Source organism: Enterobacter cloacae complex sp. SHL022 (genome assembly GCF_049237785.1).
Taxonomy (GTDB): Bacteria; Pseudomonadota; Gammaproteobacteria; order Enterobacterales; family Enterobacteriaceae; genus Enterobacter; species Enterobacter hormaechei_C.
The window spans coordinates 279,240-296,820 of the sequence record NZ_JBMKJH010000004.1 but is presented as its reverse complement, the minus strand read 5'-3'; the positions used below and the strand labels follow the sequence as shown (position 1 = coordinate 296,820).

The window sequence follows — 17,581 nt, the reverse complement described above, 5'->3', positions numbered from 1 at the left end:
AATGCGCTCCCATTACTGATTCAGACTTATCAACTCATCGCCAGAATGGCTTAGATACCTCGCATAACATGAACATGAAATTAACAACGCTTTTTGCGGCGGCGTTAGCCGTAGTAGGTTTTTGTAAGACCGCGTCTGCGGTGACGTATCCCCTGCCGACAGACGGAAGCCGTCTGGTGGGTGAAAACCAGGTGGTGACGGTGCCGGAAGGTAACACTCAGCCGCTGGAATACTTCGCGGCGCAGTATCAGCTCGGCCTGTCTAACATGCTGGAAGCGAACCCGGGCGTTGACCCGTATCTGCCGAAAGCGGGTACCGTACTCAACATTCCACAGCAGCTGATCCTGCCGGATACCGTGCACGAAGGTATCGTAATTAACAGCGCCGAAATGCGTCTGTATTACTACCCGAAAGGCACCAACACCGTTATCGTTCTGCCTATCGGTATCGGTCAGCTGGGTAAAGACACCCCGCTGAACTGGACCACCAAAGTGGAGCGTAAGAAAGCGGGCCCAACCTGGACGCCGACCGCCAAAATGCACGCTGAGTACATTGCTGCCGGTGAACCGCTGCCAGCCGTTGTGCCTGCCGGCCCGGATAACCCGATGGGTCTGTACGCGCTGTACATTGGTCGTCTGTATGCCATCCACGGTACAAACGCCAACTTCGGTATCGGCCTGCGCGTAAGCCACGGCTGCGTGCGTCTGCGTAATGAAGACATCAAATTCCTGTTCGATAACGTGCCGGTTGGTACGCGCGTGCAGTTCATTAACGAACCGGTGAAAGCGACGTCAGAGCCGGACGGCAGCCGTTACATTGAAGTGCATAACCCGCTGTCCACCAGCGAAGATCAGATCAACAACAACGAAATCGTACCGATTAAGCTGACCAGCGCGGTGCAATCCGTTACCTCTCAGGCGGATGTTGACACGACCATCGTTGACCAGGCGATTCAGAACCGTTCCGGTATGCCGGTGCGTTTAAACTAATCGTGATAATTAAAAAAGCGGACCTTGAAGTCCGCTTTTTTTTATCCGTTATTCACGATAACGATGCCGCCATGGTCATAGCGATAGTGACAATGGGCGTACTCCAGCGGCGTACCATCTTCCAGATAGATCACCTGCTCTACCTCCAGCACCGGGTCGGTTGGCTCGCAGACAAGGTGCTGCATATCCAGCGCACTGGGCTTCAGCGCCCGCACCACCCGATACGATCCCATGATCTTCAGCCCCAGCGTCTCCTGCACATACCGGAATACCGAACTTTCAAGATGGGTTTTGTTCAGACCGGGGACCAGATTGAGCGGCATTACCGTGGCGTCCAGAGACATCGGCTCACCGTTTAGTAAACGCAGACGGATAAAGTCATAGATCGGCGTATCCGGATTTATCATCAGCGATGCCTGCTCTTTCTCGTTCGGGAAGCGCAGTTCGAAGTGCACAACCTGACTGCTCACCGTGCCTAAATGTTCCCAGGTTTTGGTCGCCCCGAAGTAGTCGCTGCCGGAGAGATCCCACTGGGAAAGCTGGAGGAAATTTTTGCGGATGAACGTGCCCTGCCCCTGTCGGGTATAGACCAGCCCTTCAACGATCAGCTGGCGCATCGCCTGCTGAATGGTCATCCGGCTGGTGCTGAACTCCGCCGCCAGCGCGAACTGGTCCGGCAGCGGTTCATTGGCGGCGTACTGCTGGGTAATAATGCGTTTCTTAATTTCCCGCGCTATGGTGATGTACTTCGCCGCCATCTTCCTTCCTTTCAGTTAGTTTTCTATCCCGCTGTTTTTCAAGGCCACTCGCTCGGCCACCTTTAGGAAAGGCAGGTAGAAGAATACACCAAATACGATGATTGCCAACTGCACCACCACCGCCCGCCAGTCCCCCGCCGTCGCCAGCCAGGCGCTGAGGATCGGCGGGGTCGTCCACGGGATCATCACCACGCAGCGCGACATGAACCCCAGCGTGGTACAGAGCCACGCAAAGTAAATCCCGATAGCAGGCAGCAGCACAAACGGGATCATAAGCGGCAGGTTAAAGACTATCGGCAGGCCGAAAATCACCGGCTCGTTGATGTTAAACAGACCCGGCGCCAGCGACAGACGCGCCACCTGCTTCGCTGATTTCTGTCTTGAGAAGATGAAGATAGCGATCAGCAATGAGATTGTGCTGCCCGTCCCGCCCACCATGCCAAAGGTCGGCACAAAGATGTTGTTGATGATATGCGGGATCGGCTGACCGTTGGCGAAGGCCAGCATGTTCTCGTTGGTGTTGATCAGCAGGAACGGCTCCAGCACCACGCTGTTAACGACTGACTGATGAATACCGAGGGTGAACAGAAAGTTACCGAAGCTGTAGATGAAAATCGTCCCCGGCAGGCTGGTGTTGATCAGCCGCAGCGGCTGCTGGATAAAGGTCGTAATGAGATGGATCAGGTCCGTGTGTAGAACGTTTGCCAGTATGGCCGCCAGCACCGCAAACAGGGAGAGCGTGAGGATCGTCGGGATCAGCGCGGTAAAGGATTTGCTCACCGCTGGCGGTACGTTCTCCCCGAGCGAAATGTGCAGTGCTCTGAGCCGTGAAATGGCGATAAACAGCTCGGTTGAGAGCAGCCCAATCAGCACCCCGGCGAAAATCCCGGTGGAGCCAATATTGGCGAACGTCAGCACCTGGGTGACGTTCACCGTGGCGTCGCTGCCGACGGGGGTAATCTGTAAGCGCATCGGCATCATGATAATGAAACTGCTGACGGCGATAACCACTGCCGAGACCGGATTGTCGAAATCTTTGTTACGCGCCAGCGACCAGGCGATCATCGGGGCCAGCAGCAGCGCGGCGATGTTCAGCGTGCCGTTGATAATCGCCTCGCCCCACACCTTAAACTGCGTAAGCGTGTCGCCCGCAAAAATCCACGGGAACACCACGTTATTCACCAGCACCGCCAGACCGGCAAGGATGAAAATCGGCATTACCGTGGCGAAGGCATCGCGCAGGGAGCGAAGATGCACCTGGTTTGCCAGGCGCGCCGAGAACTCTACAAATTTATCGACAAAAGACTGCATGTGCGGTGTTATTTTTGTTTCAGACATAGCGGAGTGTTCCCATTAATCAGTCACAAAAACGGCCCGGCAGCGTACGGCTTACATCTCGCGTCCGTTGGTATGGATAACCTGTTTTAACCACGCGTAGCTCTTCTTCGGCACGCGCTTCAGGTCTTTCAGGTCGTGATTTTCACGGTTGACGTAGACCACGCCGTAGCGCTTGCGCATGTCACCCTGCGAGCTGAGAATGTCAATCAACCCCCAGCCGAGATAGCCCATCACCTCTGCCCCATCCTCGAATATTGCCGCTTTCATCGCCTCGATGTGCGCCCGGTGGTAGTCGATGCGGTAGGTGTCCTCAACCGGATTCACGCCATCCCAGGACTCAATCACCCCAATACCGTTCTCAATCGGGAATACCGGCATCCGCCAGTCGTTGGCGTAGCGGGTGATGATGGTGCGAAAGCCCAGCGGATCGATCTGCCAGTTCCACTCGGTGGCCTTCAGGTACGGATTGTTTTTCTCGCCGTGCAGCAGGTAATAGTTAACCGGCGTGCCTTCCGGGATGGCATCGCTGTCCAGCGTTTTGCTGGCGTAGTAGCTGAAGGCCATAAAGTCGTTCTTCGTGCGCGCAAACAGCGCGAGATCGTCTGCGCGGTAGATATCGCCGAAGCCCTCCTGCTCCACCACCGCCATTACCGCCGGGCTGTAGCCCTGGCCCGCGAAGACGCGCAGCAGGTTCTGGTTGAGGAATTCGTCGTACTGCTGGGCGCAGAAGATATCGCGCGGTTTGCAGGTGGCCGGATAAATCAGCTGGTGCGCCAGCATGCCGCCCATCAGCTTGCCCGGCTTAGTCTGGTGCAGGTATTCGGTCAGAGTCATGTGCGCCACCATCGCATGGTGCTGAAGCTCATACAGCTCACGCAGGGTTTGCTCACCTTTCATGTAACCGGAAATGCGAAAAGCTTCCGGCATATGGAAAATGTTCTGCTCGTTGAAGGTCAGCCAGTACTTCACCCGGTCAGCGAAGCAGTCGATCATCTTTTTGCCGTAGCGGATAAAGGCGTCCACCACGCGGCGATCGTTGAAGCCGTTGTACTCCTGCGCCAGCGCCAGCGGCATATCGAAGTGGTAGAGACAGACCATCGGCTCGATACCGCGGGCGAGCAAATCGTCAATAAAGCGGTCGTAAAAGGCGATGCCCTCGTCGTTGAACTCGCCGTCACCCTGCGGGCAGACGCGGCTCCAGGAGATCTGGAAGCGGTAGCAGTTCATGCCCAGATCCTGCATCAGGTCGAAATCTTCCCGGTACCGGTGGTAGGAGTCGGTCGCCACTTTCCAGTCAGAGATGTTTTCACCGGCTTCCCGAATGTCATACACCGACATCCCCTTCCCGCCCTCATTCCAGGCCCCTTCCGTCTGCATGCTGGATACCGAGTTGCCCCATAAAAAGTTGGCTGGCAGTGATTTGTTCATGGTTGCTCCCTTTATGCCTAGTCATTTAAATTTCATGACTAGTCATATAGGCGAAGATGAAATGTCGATCAAAGGTGTGGATCGTTTTTTGTGAGGTTGATGGAAATAAAAAGCCCCGGCAGTTGCCGAGGCTAAGTTCCTGTTTAACGTTTAAAGCCCGCTTTCGGCTGCAATTTTTGCCTGGGCAATTGCTCCGGCATTGAATATGGGATGCTCTTGATTGTTCGTTAAGTCACGAACGCGGTAGATTTTCCATGCATCATCTTCACGACGAAGAAATACTTCAAGGTGAATGCTCCTCCCGCCACCGGCCCCTTCCATCACCTGGACTACTTCCCCGTTTAAAAATGGCCTTGCGTTTTCCACCCGTAACGCAGGTATCCATTCGCGGGCGTAATCCTGGGTATACATAAAATAGTCAGACTCTATTAATTCTTGTTCCGGGATATCCTGAATAGCACCAATGCGAGCAATAGTATCAGCAGAAACATATTTACGCAGTTCGTCGGCAGGATAGGGCCTGGCTTCATTACTGCCGAATGCACAAAGATAGGATTTATAAAATGATTCGGTAGTATCTTTCGCACTCTGATCTTGACTGGCAGCAGAACTACATCCCACCAGCAACATAGCGACTGATAAAAATATCCTTTTCATCAATGCATCCTGTAAATTTTAAAGGATGGTTGCATTTTGCGGTACCCAGGCCCCGGATTCATGCTTTTTTGAACAAAATCAGAAATCCACTGCGTGCCGTCATACATAGTCATGTGACCTATGCCGTTTCCTCCGGGATAAGGCTGTATCACAGCCACATCGCCAGCTATTAAAGTCGAACCGGGCGGCAGCTCACGGAATCCAGCACGTAATAATTCCGCCCCATAATCTTTTGCATAATCTGTATTAGGCACATTAACACCTCCAGCCAGAATCGCCAGACGGGTAAACTTAGCACATTCACTATGAGAGTGCCCCAGCGCGTGTGAATGGAGATACGAAACAGCAACATCTTTATTCCAACTCATTCTTAGTTCCCTTAAGTAAGAACGGAATTATTGTGCCAGTCATTAACCTGATGTTGGTTAAATAATGCTTAAATTTGTCCGGCCAAAATATTACTTTCGCGCCCAATAAAAAGGCCGGATTCGCTGCGCGGATCCGGCCAGAGTCATCGCTGTTAAAAGATTATCCGCGCGGGGCGTCGCCAAAGACGCTGTAGTCTGGCAGCCGCACCTGCTGATACGGCTCCCAGCCGCCGCCGAGGGCTTTGTAGAGCGCCACCAGATCAAGCGCGCTCTGCACCTGCGCCTGCGCCCGCTGCTGTTCGGCCTGAGCGAGCTGACGCTGGGCGTCCAGCACGTCAATAAAGCTGGCGATCCCCTGCCGGTAGCTGTCGCTGGCGAGATCAAAGGCGTTTTGCAGCGCGTCGATGGTTTTCGCCAGGCCCGCTTCACGCTGCTGGTCGGTGCGATAGCTCACCAGCGCGTTTTCAACGTCGCCGAGCGCCGTCAGCACCGTCTGACGATAGTCCAGCACCGCCGCCCCCTGCTGCGCGCGCGCCACCTTAACGCTGGAGACCAGCCGACCGCCCTGGAAAATCGGTATGGAAACCTGCGGGCCAAAGCTGTAGAAGTGGCTGCTCCAGTCGGTTAGCCAGTTGGATTCGCTGTTGCGCAAGCCAAACTGCCCGGAGAGGGTAAAGCTCGGGAACAGCTCTGCCACCGAGACGCCAATCTGCGCCGTGGCGGCATGGAGATTCGCCTCCGCTTCGCGCACGTCCGGGCGACGGCGCGCCAGGGTGGACGGAATACCGGTCTGCACAATATCCGGCAAGGCAGGCATCGACTGCACGGATTGCAGTTCGGCATCCAGCGCCCCCGGCGGTTTGCCAAGGAGGATCGCCAGCCCGTTCATCGCCTGGCGTTCCTGCGCCTGATACTGCGGCAGCTGCGCTTCAAGATTGCCCAGCTGCGCCCGGGCATTCTCCACGTCCATCTGCGGCGACAGCCCGCCCCGCTGGCGGCTTTCGGTCAGATCCAGCGTCTGCTGTGCGCTTTCAATTTGCGTATTAAGCGTGGCAATGATGCTCTGCGCCCCACGCAGCTGTAGCCACGCCCGCGCCACTTCGGCTTCCAGCGAGACCAGCACATCGTTACGCTGCTCGATCGCTGCCCGCTGCTGCGCCTCGGCCGCTTCTACCTGACGGCGCACCTTGCCCCACAGGTCGATTTCCCACTGGGCGTCGAAGCTGCCCTGATAGAGGTTAATCGGCTGCGTCAGCGGGCCTAACGCGCCCCGCAGTTCAGGATCGACATTATTCAACTGGTCGTACACGCCGTGGGATTTTAGCTCCCCTTCCAGCCCAAGCTGCTGGCGCGTCGCCTGCACATTGCCATTCACCGACGGGAAAAACGCCCCGCCGGCCTGGTTAATCTGTTCGCGCGCCCCGGCAATGCGTAATACGGTTTGCTGTAGCGTCAGATTTCCGGCGATGGCGCGTTCAATCAGGCTGTCGAGCTGCGGCGAGCCGAAGGTTTTCCACCAGCGCGGGTTAGTGGCGGCGGAGGAAGTTTGCGATTTCACCGCGCTGTCGCCCTTATCGTTCCAGTGCGTGGTGGCGAGCGGTGCAGGCTGTTGGTAGTCCGGCCCGACGGCGCAACCCACCAGCAGCATCATTATCATCAGGGGGTGTAAACGTCTGTGTATCATCAGTGTGCTCCTGCACTCCCCTCGCTCTTAACCGGCGAGAGCAATAAACAAAACGGAATCAGTAATAAGGCCACCGCGCTCAGAATGGTGAAGACGTCAATGTAGGCCAGAAAGCGCGACTGCTCGATCATCGTCTGGTACATCCGTCCAGTGGCAATGCCGGTCGGATCGCCCACCTGAGTGGTGAAGTTCTGGATCGCCTGGGCGCTTTCGCGAATCGCCAGCTGGAATTGCTCGTTAAACGGCGAAGCGTGGTAAGCCAGATGCGCGCTGTGCGCCTGCGAGCGCTCGGTGATCGCCGCCGTCGAGAGCGAAATCCCAATCGAGCCGGCCACGTTGCGGAACATGGTAAACAGCGCCGCCGCGTCGGCGTTAAGCCGCCTCGGGATCGAGATAAAAGCAATTGTGGTGAGGGGCACAAACAGGAACCCCAGTCCAATCGACTGAGCGCTGCGGAACAGCACCAGCGTTTCGAAATCGATATCCGGCGTCAGCGTGCGGGACCAGAAGAACGACACCGCCAGGCAGGTAAAGCCGAAGGCGATGATCCAGCGCGTCTGCACCACCGGCATCAGCTTCAGCACCAGCGGGATGGTCAGCACAATCAGCACCGCGCCGGGCGAGAGCACCAGCCCGGACCAGGTGGCGGTATAGCCCAAATCCTGCTGTGCCAGTTGCGGAATAACCACCGAACTGCCGTACAGGATCATCGCCATCCCCGCCATCAGCAGGCTGGAGATCGCAAAGTTGCGGTCCTTCATACAGTGCAGATCCACCACCGGCTTTCTGGCATACATCAGCCAGTAGATCGCGCCGATAATACCGACCAGCGTCAGTACAGCGAAGGTGCGGATAAAGTTCGAATAAAACCAGTCATCATCTTCGCCCCGGTCGAGCATCACCTGCAAACAGCCAAGACCGAGGGCGATCAGGCCGATCCCCGTCCAGTCGACGGTGAGCTTCTCTTCCGACTTTTTCTCCCACGGCGGATCTTCCAGCAGCTGATAGATGGCCAGCACCGTCACAATCCCTACCGGGATATTGATAAAGAACACCCAGCGCCAGGAGTAGTTATCGGTGATCCAGCCCCCCAGCGTGGGGCCGAGTACCGGCGCGACGATAATGGCAATGGATGAAAGGCCAAAGGCTTTGCCCCTGTCCTCCGGCTTAAAGTAGTCGAGTAGCACCGACTGCTGGGTAGGCTGCAACCCGCCGCCAAAGAACCCCTGCATCACGCGGAACAGGATGATTTGCCATAGCTCGGTGGCGATACCGCACAGGAACGAGCAGATGGTGAACATCACAATGCAGATCAGGAAGAACTGTTTGCGGCCAAACAGGCGGCTGAGAAAGGCCGAAATCGGCAGCACGATGCCGTTCGCCACCAGGTAGCTGGTGAGCACCCAGGTGGATTCGTCATAGCTGGCCGAGAGCGACCCCGCGACGTGGGGCAGCGCCACGTTGACGATGGTGGTGTCCAGAATTTCCATAAACACCGCCAGGGTGACCACAATCGCCACCGCCCACGGGTTACTGGCTGGCTTCCAGTTATCGTGGCTGTGATCCGTCATTCCACGGTGACCTTCGGTTCAACCGACAGCCCCAGCGGCAGCGGCTTGTTCGGATCCAGCCCTTTATCAATCACGATTTTCACCGGTACGCGCTGAACGATCTTCACAAAGTTACCGGTGGCGTTTTCCGACGGGAAGGCGGAGAAGCGCGAGCCGCTGCCCTGCTGGATGCTGTCGATATGGCCTTCCAGCTCCATATCCGGCCAGGCATCGACGGACACGGTCACTTTGTCGCCCGGCTTCATGCGCTCAAGCTGCGACTCCTTGAAATTCGCCACCACCCACACGTTCGGGGAAACCAGCGAGAACAGCGCCGTGCCGGCCTGCACCAGCGTACCGGGCTGGACGTTGCGTTTGGTGACGAAACCGTCGAACGGGGCGCGGACTTCGGTATAAGAGAGGTTCAGGTTGGCGGTTTCCAGCTGCGCTCTGGCCTGATCGACCTGGCGTTCGCGGGCTTCGACGTTGGTCTCCTGCTGGCGGATTTGCAGCTGGACCTGCTCCGCCACCTCCAGCTGCGCCTGGGCGCTGGCCAGCCCCGCCTGCGCACTGCGCAGCTGAGCGTTCGCGGCATCGATACTTTGTTGCGTGGTCGCGCGCGGGTCAACGTCGCGCTGACGGCGGTACTCCGCCTGCGCGTTGGCCATATCCGCCTGGGCTTTAAGTACCTGGGCTTTGGCTTCATCACGCTGGGCGGGATATTGCACCTTCGAGAGCGCCAGCTGCGCCTGCGCCTGATGCAGCTGCGCAACCGCCAGCCCAAGCTGGGCCTGAGCCTGATCGCGCTGGGCGGTGGTATCACGCGGATCGATCACCACCAGCACATCCCCTTTTTTCACGCGCTGGTTATCCCGTACGCGAAGTTCTGTGACGTAGCCTGCCGTTTTTGGGGCAATGGTCACTACGTCGCCATCGGTAAAGGCGTCGTCGGTGGTCTCTTCGTTACGGGTTAAAAACCACCAGACCAGCGCCACAATCACCATCACGATGACCACGATACCAAGGATAATTAACGGTTTTTTCCCCGGGCGCTTGCGCTCGTTATTGTTTTGATCCTGCTCGTCAGCAGGTGGGTTTTGATCTTCTGCCATAGTTCAGCAACGGTCCTGTCAGTGAGCGGCATCACACTATGCCGTTCACTAAAGCTAGGACGTTGCTATACATTTGCCAGGAAAAACTGACAAATTGCGCACTATATGAGAAGGAATAGTCCGAAACCGACCGCCGCTGACCAGAGCAGCATCGGGATTGACCATAAATGGAAGCGCCACCAGATGCGGCGATCGTTGGCCATCCGCAGGGCGATGAGGTTAGCCAGCGAGCCGGGCAGCAGCCCAAAGCCGCCGACGTTGACCGCCCACGCCAGCAGTACCGTAGGGGGAACATAGTTAAGCAGCAAAATGGTGGACGGCACGTTACTGATCACCTGCGAGAGACCAATCGCCGTCAGCCATAATCCCGGCTGCGACAGACCGCTGACGCTATGGAGAACGTTCTGCAATACCGGGAGCTGGATCAGCAGATGGACGTCAATAAACATCGCCATAAACACCAGCAGCAGCGTCCAGTCAACGCTCACCAGCACCCGCCGGGCGAGGAACAGGAAGCCGCACGCCACCAGCAGCGCGCCCGCCAGCGCCTGGTTTAATTCCAGCGCGGTAAGGAAAACGATATACAGCCCCAGGCAACTCCAGACGAGACGCGGCTGCCACTGGGGGCCGGTTGTACCGCTGTGGTACTGCAACGATTTATTCGGGAAAGCAAACCAGCCCACCGCCAGCAGCGACGCCACGATCGCCAGCGCCAGCGGCGCCATCTGCCCGGTAAATGCGGTAAACGACAGGCCGGAGCGTCCCCACAGCAGAATGTTCTGCGGGTTACCGATCGGCGTGAGCAGCGAGCCCGCATTGACGGCCAGCGCTTCAAAGATAATCAGACGGGTAACCGGTATTTCGCACAGCTTACGCAGCGTGAGCGTAAGCGGCACCACGATAAACAACGCCACGTCATTAGTGAGAAACGTCGACAGCAGCGCCGCCGAAAAGACCATGAACAGGGCCAGCTTGCGCTCGGTGGCGAAGCGGCGCACCATTTTGCGCCCCAGCACGTCAAAATAGCCGCTCAGCTCCACGCCTTTGGTGAGCATCATCAAACCGCTCAGGGTAATTATGGTGCGCCAGTCTATGGCCGCCGGCCAGGTGTGCGGCGTGAAGGGCACAAAGACGCTGAGCCCAACGCCAGTGATAAGTAAAAGATGGAAAAAGCGATCGCGTTTCAGGGCCTGCAAGCCGGGGATGTTCATTCAGCGGAGGGACCGTATTTGAGCGTAAATTCGCGGAACTTCACCAGCGTCTCTTCGCTGACGTGGTGTTCCATACCTTCGGCATCCCGACGGGCAATTTCCGGGCTGACGCCCAGCACCAGTAAAAAATTCTCGACGATCTGATGGCGCTCGCGGCTCTCCTGCGCCAGTTTTTCGCCTTCAGCGGTGAGAAACACCCCGCGCCAGGGGATCATCTCGATCAGCCCGACCGACGCCAGACGTTTTAACATTTTGGCAACGGTTGGCTGCGACACCCCAAGGCGTGCGGCCATATCCACCTGGCGCGCTTCTCCAACCTCACGAATCAGATCAGAGATCAGTTCGACATAATCATCAATCAGCTCCCGGCGATGCGCCTCGCGCACCTGGCGGAAGCCTTCCACATGCTCTTCAACGTTCACCAGTTGCGTCGTTTTTTTTGTTGTTGGCTTACCTGCGCGACGGTTCATTGTGCTTCCTCAATGGGGTTGACGCTTCCAGCGCCCTGTAACGGAGCGCACATTGTAAACCATAGCTCTACAAGCACAAAAAATTAACGAATTAGCCATAGCTATACAATATAGCCTGTGCTATATCTGTATGTAATGCAGTCACCCTTCACGGATCGAAGGGATCATGAATCAGGAGGTCTTATGAATGAATTCAAGAGGTGTATGAACGTGTTTACCCACTCTCCTTTTAAAGTGCGCCTGATGCTGTTGAACATGCTGTGCGATATGTTTAACGCCAAACCCCAGCAGGACGACAACTCTTCCCACTAAGCGGCGTCGCGGTACGCCGCTTCATTTTCCTGTCACACTTTCGCTGTAAGCTGGCCTGTTCCCGATTATTTTTGCGTATTTGCAGCCCCCTTCGCAAAACATCTGTTTAGCAACTGTTGACCTTAATTCACGCTCGCACTATCTTCTTGCAGCCCTGCACAATTTGCGGCTCGCTGAAGCGGACCTCTCATTCCCTTTCCACGCACTGTCCGGCAGGCTTTGACCCTTGACGCCAGGGTGAGCACATGGCGTTTTCGTGATAGTGATCTATGAACGTAACCCTGATTGATACACTTGTTACCCGCAGCCGGGGCTTAAGCCCGTGGACGGGATTCTATTTTTTGCAATCGCTGTTGATTAACTTTGCTCTTGGCTACCCCTTTAGCCTGCTTTATGCCGTCGGGTTCACCTGTATTCTTCACCTTCTCTGGCGAAGCGCACCGCGCATGCAGAAGGTGCTTATCGGGATCTGTTCTCTGGTTGCTGCCGCCTATTTCCCGTTTGGCCAGGCCTATGGCGCGCCAAACTTTAATACCCTGCTGGCGCTCCACTCCACCAATATGGAAGAGTCCACAGAGATCCTGACGATCTTTCCGTGGTACAACTACGTGGTTGGCCTTTTCATTTTTGCCCTCGGCGTGATTGCGGTTCGCCGTAAGCCCGTCGGGAAAAAGGCATGGGGTAAAATTGAAAGCCTGTGTCTGGCCTTTAGCGTGGTGACGTTTTTTGTTGCGCCGGTACAAAATCTGGCCTGGGGCGGCGTGTTTAAGCTTAAAGATACCGGGTATCCGGTGTTTCGCTTCGTCAAAGACGTGGTGGTGAATAACGAGGAAGTGCTCGACGAGCAGGCACGTATGGCCGAGCTTTCCACCATGAAAGACACCTGGAACGTGCTGGCGGTGAAACCGAAGTATCACACCTACGTGGTGGTGATCGGAGAAAGCGCGCGTCGCGATGCGCTCGGCGCGTTTGGCGGTCACTGGGATAACACGCCGTTTGCCAGCGCCGTTAACGGTACGCTGTTTACCGACTACGTGGCGGCCAGCGGCTCGACGCAGAAATCACTCGGTCTGACGCTCAACCGCGTGGTGGATGGAAAACCGCAGTTTCAGGATAATTTTGTCACCCTGGCCAACCGGGCAGGTTTTCAGACATGGTGGTTCTCTAACCAGGGACAGATCGGCGAATATGATACCGCCATCGCCAGCATCGCGAAGCGTGCCGACGAGGTACAGTTCCTGAAAAGCGGTGATTTCGAAGCCGATAAAAACACAAAAGATGAAGCGTTGCTAAAAATGACGGCGCAGGTCTTTGCTACTCAGCGCACCCAGCCGCAGCTGATTGTCCTGCACCTGATGGGGTCACACCCGCAGGCATGCGATCGTACCGGGGGAAAATATGCGGAGTTTGTGCAATCCAAAGAGACGTCCTGCTACCTCTACACCATGACGCAAACCGACGATCTGCTCAGCAAGCTGTACGGGCAGCTGCGCAACAGCGGCGACAGCTTCTCGATGGTCTATTTCTCTGACCACGGCCTGGCGTTTAAGGAGCGCGGTAAAGAGGTGCAGTATCTGGCCCACGATGACAAGTTCCAGCAGAACTTCCAGGTACCGTTTATGGTGCTGTCGAGTGATGACAAAACGCATCGCATTATAAAAGCGCGCCGTTCCGCGAACGATTTCCTGAAATTCTTCTCACAGTGGACGGGGATTAAGGCGAAAGAGATAAAAAATGATTACCCGTTTATCTCCGGGAAGAAGGGCCCGCCAGTTTACATTACCAACTTTAAGTTACAGAAAGTCGACTATAACCATCTTGGGACGGATATTTTCGATATTAAGAGTGAGTAATTTCTGCCGTTTCGTGCGGGCTGATGCTCACCCTGGCCCTCTCCCACGGGGAGAGGGTACAAACAAAAAAAATCCGCCACATTGGGCGGATTTTTTACTGGCTCACCGAAGTGATTAGAAGCGGTAACCTACGCCCGCGATCCAGGTGCCAACGTCAACGTTGCGGATACGGCTCTGCTCATAGGAGAAGTCCAGAGCAACGTTTTCGATTGGGTTGAACTGCATACCTGCGCCATAGGAGAAACCATAGTCGCTGTTGCTTGCAGTACGGTTCAGACCCTGGTTTTCGGTCTGCTGGAATTTACCGTAGCCAACACCTACAACACCGTAGATGCTTGCCCAGTCATTCAGGCGGTAAGCAGGACCCGCGGTGATGCCGTAGTACTGACCTTTATTGTAAGAGCCATTTTCAGTACGATCTTTCTCGGTGTAAGTGAAAGAACCGATCACACCCAGCGGGTTGTTGTCTTGCTCGTAACGGTACTTCAGGTTGAAACCGTTGGTTTTGTTCATCACGCCCTGCATATCGCTCTGAGCGTAACCACCGGTTACAGTAGAAGTTGCCGCTACAGCGGTACCTGCGGAAACAGCCAGAACAGCTGCCAGTGCTGAAAGACATGCAATTTTTTTCATAACCACCTCAAATGTGCTTCAAGTAAGTCCGTAAGTTTTAAATATATCAAAAAATTCTGTGAAACTCTTTGTCATTCACGATGTCTAATGCGACCTTTCCTGTAACAGAACATTTCCAGCACCAGCTATCTCGTTCAAATAACTCCAGATTTTCACCTGTAAATGCTAATAGTGCGCGTCATCGCCATTTAGTTCATCCAGATTATTCCTAATCTTTCAGGCGATAAAATCATCAACGTTTTCTCATTTTACGGATTTTCCCTGGATTTTTTTCAACAGTAGCTCAACCGTTGCAGCATATTTCCATTACACTGCGACTTTTACCTCATTTGACATAAATTGACAGGAGAAAGGATGCCAGGTTTACCCCGTAAATCGTCGGTCTGGATGCCGGTGGCAGTCATACTTATCGCGATGATGTCCATACAAAGCGGCGCGTCGCTGGCAAAATCGCTGTTTCCGCTGGTTGGTGCGCCCGGCGTCACGGCGCTGCGTATCGCATTAGGCACCCTGATCCTCGTGGTTATCTTTAAACCCTGGCGGCTACGGTTTAAAAAGGAGCAGCGACTGCCACTGCTTTTTTATGGGCTGGCACTGGGAGGGATGAACTACATGTTCTATCTCTCTATTCAGACTATCCCGCTGGGGATCGCGGTCGCGCTTGAATTTACCGGCCCGCTGGCGGTTGCCCTCTTCTCTTCTCGTCGTCCGGTAGATTTTATCTGGGTCATACTGGCCGTGCTGGGGCTATGGTTCCTGCTGCCGCTCGGGCAAAGCGTTTCACAAATCGATCTGACAGGGGCAGCTCTGGCGCTGGGCGCGGGGGCATGCTGGGCGGTGTATATTCTCACTGGCCAGCGTGCGGGCGAAGAGCACGGCCCCGCGACGGTCGCCTTAGGCTCACTAATTGCCGCCGTAATCTTTGTCCCAATCGGAATGGCACAAGCGACAGACTCAATATGGCAGTGGTCAATCCTGCCGGTTGGTCTGGCGGTTGCCATTCTCTCTACGGCCCTGCCCTACTCTCTGGAGATGATCGCCCTGACGCGCCTGCCCACGCGCATTTTTGGTACGCTCATGAGCATGGAGCCCGCGCTGGCCGCCATCTCAGGAATGATTTTCCTCGGTGAAACCCTGACCCTGGTACAAACGCTGGCGCTCTGTTCCATTATCGCGGCGTCAATGGGCTCCACCCTGACCATGCGCCCGGAACCTAAAGTGCAAAAAATCGATCTCAACTAGGCCTTAAATTCTGCATGGCTAACCCGCCATGCAGAATATACGCCTCGTCAGTACTTCAAATAATTTCTTACAAACTATCTTGTATTGCCAAAATATTTCACCTTCCCGGCTTCCCGAAGAATGAATTAAGATTGATCTGTATCAACTTTAATAAACTACTTATTTTTCAATAAGTTGATAATACAATCTTACTTTCACTATTAAACCAATAGGCAGAGCCAAACCGCAGAGAAAAAATCCGGTGCTATACTTAGTCCCGTAATTACCTGGGACACAAACATCAAGAGGATATGAGATTATGAGTACCGCTAAACTGGTGAAAACGAAAGCGTCTAATCTGCTTTATACCCGTAACGATGTATCGGATAGCGATAAAAAAGCGACCATTGAGCTGCTGAATCGCCAGGTGGTCCAGTTCATCGATCTTTCGCTGATCACCAAACAGGCTCACTGGAATATGCGCGGTGCAAACTTTATTGCCGTTCATGAAATGCTGGATGGCTTCCGCACAGCACTGGTGACTCACCTGGATACCATGGCCGAACGTGCCGTACAGCTGGGTGGCGTGGCACTGGGTACCACACAGGTGATCAACAGCAAAACGCCATTGAAAAGCTATCCGCTGGATATCCATACCGTTCAGGATCACCTGAAAGAGCTGGCGGACCGCTACGCGATTGTGGCGAATGATGTTCGTAAAGCGATTGGCGAAGCCAAAGATGAAGATACTGCTGATATCTTCACTGCCGCATCACGCGACCTGGATCAGTTCCTGTGGTTTATTGAGTCCAACATCGAATAATCCCTGCGGATTTTCCGAATAACCCTCGCCCCTGGCGGGGGTTTTGCACATTTATGGTGCGCACTTTTGCCCGCAACGGCCGCAAAAGTGAATAAAATGTAATAATCACCTCACACAACCGTTAACGGAAGATTGTTTTTTCGTCAGATTCTGCGCTAAATATCCCCCTGTCAGAAGACCTTAACGAAGCGCACCAAAACGGTGCTCCATTCTGGTGCAACCTGGCAGGATTGCCACGCTTTTCGTGCAATGCGTGACATCATCCCCTTTGCAAAACAACAGCTTGTAAAACTGGCATGATTTTTTCATTGTGCCTGAGGTTCTCGCAGGGGATCGCCCCGTGGATATAAAAGGAAATGCTATGAAGTCTGTATTAAAAGTTTCACTGGCTGCACTTACCCTGGCGTTTGCGGTGTCCTCGCAGGCTGCCGACAAACTGGTTGTGGCGACGGACACGGCGTTCGTACCGTTTGAATTTAAACAGGGTGATAAATACGTTGGTTTTGACGTGGATCTGTGGGCCGCTGTCGCAAAAGAACTCAAACTGGATTACACCCTGAAGCCAATGGACTTCAGCGGCATTATCCCGGCACTGCAAACCAAAAACGTTGACCTGGCGCTGGCAGGCATCACCATTACCGAAGAGCGTAAAAAGGCCATCGATTTCTCTGACGGCTACTACAAAAGCGGCCTGCTGGTGATGGTGAAAGCGGATAACAACGATGTGAAAAGCGTGAAAGATCTCGACGGTAAAGTGGTCGCCGTGAAGAGCGGCACTGGCTCAGTTGATTACGCGAAAGCCAACATCAAAACCAAAGACCTGCGTCAGTTCCCGAACATCGACAACGCTTACATGGAACTGGGCACCAACCGCGCGGATGCGGTGCTGCACGATACGCCTAACATCCTTTACTTCATCAAAACTGCCGGTAACGGCAAGTTCAAAGCGGTAGGTGATTCTCTGGAAGCTCAGCAGTACGGTATTGCATTCCCGAAAGGCAGCGACGACCTGCGTAACAAAGTTAACGGCGCGCTGAAAACCCTGAAAGAGAACGGCACCTATAACGAAATCTACAAAAAATGGTTCGGTACCGAGCCTAAATAATTTCACCTGACTTCAGGTTTGTAACGCCCGGTGGCGCTTAAGCTTACCGGGCCTACGTTTTTCGTTTTT

Annotated in this window: 17 protein-coding genes; 6 read left to right on the top strand and 11 right to left on the bottom strand. The window is 54.8% G+C overall.

Annotation, left to right across the window (positions count from 1 at the left end; all coding sequences use genetic code 11):
• Positions 1–68: 68 nt before the first annotated feature.
• Positions 69–989, top strand: a complete 921-nt coding sequence (gene ldtB / locus ACOTZD_RS10755; protein WP_003858435.1) for a L,D-transpeptidase — start codon at positions 69–71, stop codon at positions 987–989.
• A 41-nt stretch (positions 990–1,030) separates the two neighbouring features.
• Here the strand turns inward: ldtB and ACOTZD_RS10750 are convergent, their stop codons facing one another.
• The 10 genes from ACOTZD_RS10750 to mntR all read right to left on the bottom strand — a co-directional run bounded on the left by ACOTZD_RS10750 (position 1,031) and on the right by mntR (position 11,565).
• A complete protein-coding gene (locus ACOTZD_RS10750; protein WP_023305749.1) occupies positions 1,031–1,747 on the bottom strand; it encodes a GntR family transcriptional regulator in 717 nt (238 codons plus the stop codon).
• A gap of 15 nt (positions 1,748–1,762) precedes the next feature.
• Positions 1,763–3,085 (bottom strand): PTS sugar transporter subunit IIC, encoded by a 1,323-nt coding sequence (locus ACOTZD_RS10745; protein ID WP_096946505.1) that lies wholly within the window; start codon positions 3,083–3,085, stop codon positions 1,763–1,765.
• Between the two features lie 51 nt (positions 3,086–3,136).
• Entirely contained in the window at positions 3,137–4,513 is a 1,377-nt protein-coding gene (locus ACOTZD_RS10740) for a glycoside hydrolase family 1 protein (protein WP_174402021.1), read from the bottom strand.
• Positions 4,514–4,663: 150 nt separating this feature from the next.
• Positions 4,664–5,170, bottom strand: coding sequence for a YbjP/YqhG family protein (locus tag ACOTZD_RS10735; protein WP_174402020.1), 507 nt, complete (start codon positions 5,168–5,170; stop codon positions 4,664–4,666).
• The gene (locus tag ACOTZD_RS10730; RefSeq protein ID WP_174402019.1) at positions 5,170–5,538 is read right to left on the bottom strand and encodes a hypothetical protein; all 369 of its coding nucleotides are present in this window, start codon (positions 5,536–5,538) and stop codon (positions 5,170–5,172) included. The genes ACOTZD_RS10735 and ACOTZD_RS10730 overlap by 1 nt, the downstream gene beginning before the upstream one ends.
• Before the next feature lie 160 nt (positions 5,539–5,698).
• Positions 5,699–7,222 (bottom strand): efflux transporter outer membrane subunit, encoded by a 1,524-nt coding sequence (locus ACOTZD_RS10725; protein WP_061856307.1) that lies wholly within the window; start codon positions 7,220–7,222, stop codon positions 5,699–5,701.
• Positions 7,222–8,793, bottom strand: coding sequence for a DHA2 family efflux MFS transporter permease subunit (locus tag ACOTZD_RS10720; RefSeq protein ID WP_015571056.1), 1,572 nt, complete (start codon positions 8,791–8,793; stop codon positions 7,222–7,224). The genes ACOTZD_RS10725 and ACOTZD_RS10720 overlap by 1 nt, the downstream gene beginning before the upstream one ends.
• Positions 8,790–9,884, bottom strand: coding sequence for an HlyD family secretion protein (locus ACOTZD_RS10715; protein WP_174402018.1), 1,095 nt, complete (start codon positions 9,882–9,884; stop codon positions 8,790–8,792). Before ACOTZD_RS10715 ends, ACOTZD_RS10720 begins: the two co-directional genes overlap by 4 nt.
• A gap of 101 nt (positions 9,885–9,985) precedes the next feature.
• On the bottom strand, positions 9,986–11,095 hold the full coding sequence (locus tag ACOTZD_RS10710) for an anion transporter (RefSeq protein WP_058658418.1): 1,110 nt from the start codon (positions 11,093–11,095) through the stop codon (positions 9,986–9,988).
• Complete coding sequence (gene mntR / locus ACOTZD_RS10705) at positions 11,092–11,565, bottom strand: manganese-binding transcriptional regulator MntR (protein WP_022650657.1); 474 nt, start codon at positions 11,563–11,565, stop codon at positions 11,092–11,094. The genes ACOTZD_RS10710 and mntR overlap by 4 nt, the downstream gene beginning before the upstream one ends.
• Before the next feature lie 183 nt (positions 11,566–11,748).
• Here mntR and mntS point away from each other — a divergent pair, with 183 nt between their 5' ends.
• On the top strand, positions 11,749–11,877 hold the full coding sequence (gene mntS / locus ACOTZD_RS10700) for a manganase accumulation protein MntS (RefSeq protein WP_017384915.1): 129 nt from the start codon (positions 11,749–11,751) through the stop codon (positions 11,875–11,877).
• A gap of 269 nt (positions 11,878–12,146) precedes the next feature.
• Complete coding sequence (locus ACOTZD_RS10695) at positions 12,147–13,730, top strand: phosphoethanolamine transferase (RefSeq protein WP_099544280.1); 1,584 nt, start codon at positions 12,147–12,149, stop codon at positions 13,728–13,730.
• A gap of 114 nt (positions 13,731–13,844) precedes the next feature.
• Here the strand turns inward: ACOTZD_RS10695 and ompX are convergent, their stop codons facing one another.
• A complete protein-coding gene (ompX, locus tag ACOTZD_RS10690) occupies positions 13,845–14,363 on the bottom strand; it encodes an outer membrane protein OmpX (protein ID WP_003858450.1) in 519 nt (172 codons plus the stop codon).
• Positions 14,364–14,717: 354 nt separating this feature from the next.
• Here ompX and rhtA point away from each other — a divergent pair, with 354 nt between their 5' ends.
• The 3 genes from rhtA to glnH all read left to right on the top strand — a co-directional run bounded on the left by rhtA (position 14,718) and on the right by glnH (position 17,512).
• Positions 14,718–15,605, top strand: a complete 888-nt coding sequence (rhtA, locus tag ACOTZD_RS10685) for a threonine/homoserine exporter RhtA (protein WP_022650655.1) — start codon at positions 14,718–14,720, stop codon at positions 15,603–15,605.
• A 298-nt stretch (positions 15,606–15,903) separates the two neighbouring features.
• Positions 15,904–16,407 (top strand): DNA starvation/stationary phase protection protein Dps, encoded by a 504-nt coding sequence (dps, locus tag ACOTZD_RS10680; protein WP_000100801.1) that lies wholly within the window; start codon positions 15,904–15,906, stop codon positions 16,405–16,407.
• A gap of 361 nt (positions 16,408–16,768) precedes the next feature.
• Positions 16,769–17,512, top strand: coding sequence for a glutamine ABC transporter substrate-binding protein GlnH (gene glnH, locus ACOTZD_RS10675; protein ID WP_003858455.1), 744 nt, complete (start codon positions 16,769–16,771; stop codon positions 17,510–17,512).
• Positions 17,513–17,581 lie beyond the last annotated feature (69 nt).